General features: G+C 66.3%; 5 protein-coding genes. 1 reads left to right on the top strand and 4 read right to left on the bottom strand.

The annotated features are described in order from the left end of the window. Both EB084_17505 and EB084_17500 read right to left on the bottom strand, forming a co-directional pair. A partial coding sequence (locus EB084_17505; GenBank protein NDD30055.1) for a hypothetical protein occupies positions 1-486 on the bottom strand: 486 nt, incomplete at its 3' end. Then, a complete protein-coding gene (locus EB084_17500) occupies positions 483-1772 on the bottom strand; it encodes a hypothetical protein (protein ID NDD30054.1) in 1290 nt (429 codons plus the stop codon). The genes EB084_17505 and EB084_17500, both read right to left, overlap by 4 nt. 501 nt (positions 1773-2273) lie before the next feature. Here EB084_17500 and EB084_17495 point away from each other — a divergent pair. Next, positions 2274-3317: a GGDEF domain-containing protein gene (locus tag EB084_17495; GenBank protein NDD30053.1), complete on the top strand. Its 1044-nt coding sequence runs from the start codon at positions 2274-2276 to the stop codon at positions 3315-3317. Between the two features lie 9 nt (positions 3318-3326). Here EB084_17495 and EB084_17490 read toward each other — a convergent pair whose 3' ends face one another. Together EB084_17490 and EB084_17485 are read right to left on the bottom strand one after the other, a co-directional pair. Continuing rightward, a complete protein-coding gene (locus EB084_17490; protein ID NDD30052.1) occupies positions 3327-3857 on the bottom strand; it encodes a hypothetical protein in 531 nt (176 codons plus the stop codon). Positions 3858-4136: 279 nt separating this feature from the next. After that, positions 4137-6200 (bottom strand): response regulator, encoded by a 2064-nt coding sequence (locus tag EB084_17485; GenBank protein ID NDD30051.1) that lies wholly within the window; start codon positions 6198-6200, stop codon positions 4137-4139. Between the last annotated feature and the right edge of the window lie 49 nt (positions 6201-6249).

The following is a 6249-nucleotide window of genomic DNA, read 5'->3' as shown; positions in this document are numbered from 1 at the left end:
CGACTTCGATTCTGGCTTCTTGTCGCTCGACTTCGCGTCGGGCTTCTTGTCGGGCGACTTCGCGTCGTGCTTCTTCTCGTGCGACTTCGATTCTGGCTTCTCGTCGTGTGACTTCGCGTCGTGCTTCTGATCGTGCGACTTCTTGTCGGACTTCTCGTCGTGCGACTTCGTGTCAGACGAATCGGGGGCTTCGGTCTCGTCGTCGGAACGTCCGGTGATCGCCTTCTCCGCGCGATCATGAGCCGATTCGTGGCCGTCCCGCGCCCAGGCGAAATGATCTGCCGCCGAGCCGGACGCTCCCCCACCGTGAGATGCGGCGTCAGGCTCCGCCGACTCGGTCGCGTGAAAGCGATCACGTCCCCAGTCGTGAGACGCTGACGCGGTGCCCGCAGAAGCGGTCACCTTCGTCGTCTGCACGGCGGGTGTGGCCGCCGCCGCAGGCGCGGGAGAAGAAGCTGCGCCGATCGCCTCGATCCCGTCCGTCAAGACGTCATCTCCGAGACCATCTCCTCGAGCGACGAATCGATGACATCGCCCCAGCGTCCGATGACGGCGCGCATCAGATGTCGATGCAGCACAGGCTCTTCTGCCTCCAGACGCGCCGCAAAGCCAGGGAGACTCGCGTGGACCTCACTGAGGAGCGCCAGGTCGGTGCATTCTTGCAGCGCCTCCGCGATCTGCACGAGGGGCGTCAGCGCGTTCGCATCGGCCGTCGACGCCCAGCGGATGATGGCATCGACGTCGCTCGCCCGCGTTGCCGATACACACTGCCCCGCGACATCGCGCAATGCGCTCGTATGGAGGCCCTGCTGTCCCTCGAGGGCCTCGAGCAGAAGCCGTGGCGTGTGCTCGGAGACCTCTGCAAACGCAGCGCACAGCGGGTGCAGGATGCGGCACAGCGCAGCGACCTCAGGGTCCCTGGCCATCCAGACCAGCTGGCCGAGAAGCGAGGGCAGCCCCACAGTCTCGATCAGCGGCAGCATCACCTCGCCCGCGTGACGCGGGTGAAGCGCGAAGACCTCTTCAACCTCTGCCGCCAGGGCAGGAGAGCAGGGCGCATCGCGCAAGAGCACGGCCAGGCGCGAAGACGTGAGGCGCGGATCAAACGCGCCGCGAAGCAATCCCACGGTAGCAGGTGCAGCGTTCCCCGCCGACGCGCGCGGGGGCGCGACCCTGGGCGGGGCGCAAGCCTCCGCGACGAACGCGCGCACATGCGGCTCCGGAGCGGCCTCGAGAATCGCGAGAGCCTGAGCCACCTCTGCGGTCTTCTCGACTGAAGCCAGGGTGAGGGCCAGCGTGCACCGCACCTGATCGGATGGGTCACGGGCGAGGTCGACGACCAAGCCCGGCCGCCAACCGCGAAACGAGAGCAAGGCCCCCGCGACCGCAGATCTCACGGTCTCCCTGCCATCGTCGCACAGGTCGTCGACGATGTGGCAGGCCATCTGCGGCGGGAGATGGGCCACGATCTGGAAGAGCGCCTCGGTGAAGACAGGATCGGTCTCGGCCTCTTCTTCTTCGAGGAGCTCGAAGAAGATCTGACGCGCCTCTTCCGGGCACTGCTCGGCCAGGTAGGCCAGCGCGTGGATGCCGCGCAGGCGGAGCTCCGCATTGGGACAGGTCGCGAGGCGCTGTATCTCTTCACGCGCGAGATACTCGTCTACAGCAAGGGTCGCCAACTCGGCGCACGCCGCGCGCCACAGCGCCTCGCTGGGGTCTCGCAGAGCCCGCTTGAGCGCATCGAGGTGAGACTCGTCGTGATCGCCGCTCATCGTGAACTCCGCCTCATCGCCCCTTCGTCCCTTTCCTTGTCATGATACGCCGACGCGCACCCGAACGGGAGAACAGCACGTTACCGATGTTAACATATGATTGCCGGCCTGTTAACATGCCGCGAGGCCACCCCGCAAGCTGAAGTCCACCCCGACACCGTGGGGGACACGTGGTTGTCCACCACGACACCGTGGGGGACACGCGGTTGTCCACCACAACACCGTGGGGGACACGCGGTTGTCCACCACAACACCGTGGGGGACACGCCCCATGTTCGTGCCCAAGAGGCGCGCACCGCGTGGCGGTTCGGTCACGAGCCGCGTGAACGGGCCAGCAACATCAGGCTCGACCCGGGCGCCTGTGCGCAGGACACCTGTTCCCTGACTCGAAGATCCACAGTGAATCATCACAGAAGACGTCCGCCAGACTGGCCTTTCGGAAGGCCGTACCCGCCGGCTCGGCAGGCGAGCCGCCACGCGCGTGAGGAGCGCCGCTGACACGTGCACATCGAAGATCCCCGCAACATATCGAACCGGTTGCACGACACCGAGTCACAGCACGCCCCAAAGCTGCGGGCGGGCGAGAGCGTCGCGCGCAATCGGCTCGGCGGCGGTGGCCCGGAAAGCATCGGCCAGCCCGAGATCGTACAGTCGGCGAGCTCCGTGTCGAGCGGTCCTATCTTTGAAGGCATTCCCGCCCCCTACGTCGAGGAGCCCGCTGAGACAAACCCGCTCGTGAAAGGCCTGGCCTCCCTGTTCGGACCTCCACCGGCGGAAGAGGCGCCTCCGACGGCTGCCGTGCTTGTGCAGCGATCCGTGGGGCTGGGCCCCCTCGACAACATCGTGATGAACCAGCCGCAGATGGCGAGTGCCCTGGCCCTCGGGGGCGTCATTGCGGGCTGCGCGGTCGGAGCGCTCACCCTCGGACTGGGCGGCGCTCTGCTGACGTTTGCCTTCGAAGCCATCGCCTTCGCGGGTGGGGTTCTCGTGTCACGCGCGGGGCAGAAGCAGCTGCTGGAGACCACCGAGAGGCTCCTGTTCGACGCCACGCACGACGGCATGACCGGCCTGCTCAACCGCAAGGCGGTGATGGACGAGCTCGAACAGGTGGCCGAGAAGGCCAATCGCGGCCGCGGAGCCTTCGCCCTCCTCCTCACCGACGTCGATCACTTCAAGAAGATCAACGATGCGTACGGCCATCAGGCCGGCGATGAGGTGCTGAAAGCCGTGGCGGGCCGGGTTCGCGAGACCATTCGCCAGGCGTCGAAGCCGGGGCGGTACGGTGGCGAGGAGTTCCTCATCGTCATGCCAGACACCCAGACCGAGATGGCTTATGCGGCCGCCGAGCGGATTCGCAAATCGATTGCCAGCGACCCTGTGACCACAGCGTATGGGGTCATCCCCGTGACCGTGAGCATCGGTGTGGCGGCCAACGACCGCGCCGGAGGAGACCCCTCTCGCCTGCTCCGCGCCGCCGATGAGGCCCTGTACCGCGCCAAGAACGGCGGCCGCAACCGGGTCGAGGTCGCGCTACGCCCCGTCTGAGCGGTGGCGTCAGGTGCGCCCGGGCGATGCGCCCTGCGCGACGGCAGGCACCGACGGATCGACGAAGGGGAAATGCGGCCCCACGCGCTCGGCCAGCGCGGCGTCGATCTCGAAGCGGCTGACTCGGTGTATGCAGGTCGAGTTCGCGCCGCACTCCCGGGTGGCCCGCAGCGCTTCGAAGGCCAGCCCCGGCAGGTAGAGCGGACCCGTGACCAGGCTCTGGAAGTAGTGCTGCTGCTCGTGAACGAACAGTTCGTCTGAGACGTGACCAAACCCGAACGAGAGAAAGCCGGGCGTGAACGCACCAGGGTCTTGCAGCACGTTGCCAAGGGTCTTCGCGAGGCCCTTGGCGTCTTCGTACATCGCAAACCCGAGGCTGCCGCTCACGCGATGGCCCGTCGAACCCAGCGAGATGACAAGCGAGAGCAGGGTCTGGGGAAATGTGAGCGGATGGAGCATCGTCAATGCCGCAGCGGTGGCAACATCTTTTGCCTTGTCGATGAGATATCCCACCACAGGCGAATGCGTGCGTGCGTGCACGGGTGTCGGGGAAGCCGACGCCGCCGTCGAGATCTGCGCCTGATCGAGAGGCGCGGACTGAGGGCCCGTTGCGCAGGGGCTACCCGCGCGATGCAGGTCGGCTTGACCCGTCCACGTCGACCTGACCGGCGCAAACGTCGTGAGACCCGTGACAGGGCGCTGCGACATCGTGACCTCTCCCTCCCAAGACATGCTCACCTTCGATGATAGTAGAAGCCGGATCGGGAGTGGTTGCCGGTATGTTACCAACCGTCATCGATGCGAGACCAGGGGGAGCGCTCAGCCCTTCTCAATGCGTGACAGGGCGTCGAGAAGCCAGGCGTGCGCCGAGGGGTCGAAAGCCGTGAAGCGAAGGACGAAGCGGCCGCTCTCTGGCTGCGCCTCGAGAACCTTGCCATAGGCGTCTCCGGCCACATCAGCACCGGCATCGTCACAGAACCGCAGGCGCAGGGTCTCGAGCGGGCGCACCGCGTCCGGACACGAGATCTCGGCATCGTCTCGCGAGAGCGCAACGATCTCGGCGACGAACTCCTCCCCGTCCTGACGCTTCTCACGCATGCGCGCGCAGCGAACCTGCCTTGGGCGGGAGAGACCCGCTCGCGGGATCTCCTGACGAGGAACTGACAGGTCGTGGCGCCCACCAATGCCCCGCACCTCATAGACCTCGATAGGCACGCGCAACCCCTGGGCCTGCAGGGTGCGAGGCCCGTCGGCGTCAATGATCTCCCCGGCCGCGCGCAACGTGCTCTCGGTGATGAGCACCTGCCCGCCTACCGTGTACGACTCGACGCGCGCGGCGATGTTCACGGGATTGCCCACGGCTCCATACTTGGCCCGCTGGGTCGACCCCATGTTCCCCACGATCACCTCGCCGGTGTTCACGGCAACCCCCATCTTTATCTCCGGCAGACCGTCCTGACGGTTGGCACGGTTGATCGCCTCCACCGCCCGCTGCATCTTCACGGCGCAGGCCACCGCGCGCTCGGCGTCGTCAGGCGACATCATCGGCGCACCGAACAGCGCGAGGATGGCGTCGCCGATGAACTCATCAACCGTGCCGTCGAACTCACGAATGATCTCGCTCATGGTGCCCAGATAGCGATTGAGGATGCGCACGACCTGTTCCGGGGGAACCGCCTGGGTCAGCGCCGTGAACCCTCGCAGATCGCTCATCAAGATGCTCGCCACCCGCCGCTCGCCCCCGAGGCGGAGACCATCCGGTGTCTCGAGGAGGTTCTCCACCACCTGCGTGCTCAGGTACCGGTCCATGGTGGCGCGGATGAACTCGTTTCGGGTCCGCAGCGCCGATGCAAGCGCCTGGACCTGCTCTGTGGCGCGCCGCAGCGAGATCTGCGTGCGGATGCGTGCCGCCAGGACGCGGAAGTCGATGGGCTTGGTGACATAGTCATTGGCGCCGAGTCCGAGCGCCGTCACCGTGTCTTCAGATTCAGCCATGGAGGTCACCATGATGATCGGCAGCTCGGTGAGAGAGTGTCGCAACCGCAGGAGACGCAACGCCTCGAGCCCCGACATGCCCCGCATCACCACGTCCATCAGCACCACGTCAACAGCGCCACTCCGCGCAGACTCGAGGGCATCCTTCCCATCACTCACCGCGACGACAGAATAGCCCTCGGCCTCGAGATGCGCCGTGAGTACCAGACGGTTGGTGCGGCTGTCGTCAACCACGAGAATGCGACCGGGGCGGCCCTCAACGGGCTCTCCCCCTCCATCGGGGGCGCACGCCTCGACCGTGCTCGAGCGCCCCGGCGTCATCACGCGCCCGGTCTGCTCATCGAGATAGGAGAGCAGCGAGCGTCCCGCCTTCTCGATCTGACGGACGTCGAGCAGCAACCGCTCGGAACGCTCGTCTTCGATGTCCTCGAGCAAAGTCTCGGCGTTCGCCACCACTGTGCGAAGCGGCAGGCGAAGCTGACGGCGCAGGAGCTCAGCCAGACGGGGCTCCGAGTCACCCCCTGCGAATGTCGCGGCGAGTGAATCGAGCGAGCGCAGCGCATCGGCAGCCAGGCGATGCACGGCTTCCACGCCGGCGCGAATCGCGGGCGAGAGCGGAACTGGAGGCGCCTCGAGCAGTATCTCGGCGTGACCGAGAACAGCCCCGAGGGACGACCGCACCCGACGGTCAACCCCCCCCTCAAGCGACGACCGTTCACCCTCGACAGCAGAAGCAGATGCGGCGCGTTCAGAGCCAACGTTCATCAGACAGATTGATTCCGCCGCAACGTGGCCCTGCCCTCCAGGCAGCCCCGACAGATTTGACGGAGGTGTGACGATGTGTTCACAACCCGTCAATGGCGAGAGGGGGGAGCCGTGTGGCACCATTGAGGAGTAGAGCCGCACCCCTGTCTCCAACCAACGAGGGAGTCACGAA

It is taken from the genome of Pseudomonadota bacterium (assembly GCA_010028905.1).
In the GTDB taxonomy this organism is placed as follows: Bacteria; Vulcanimicrobiota; Xenobia; order RGZZ01; family RGZZ01; genus RGZZ01.
Note: the sequence above shows the minus strand (reverse complement) of the source record. Positions and strands in the feature narration are given on the sequence as shown.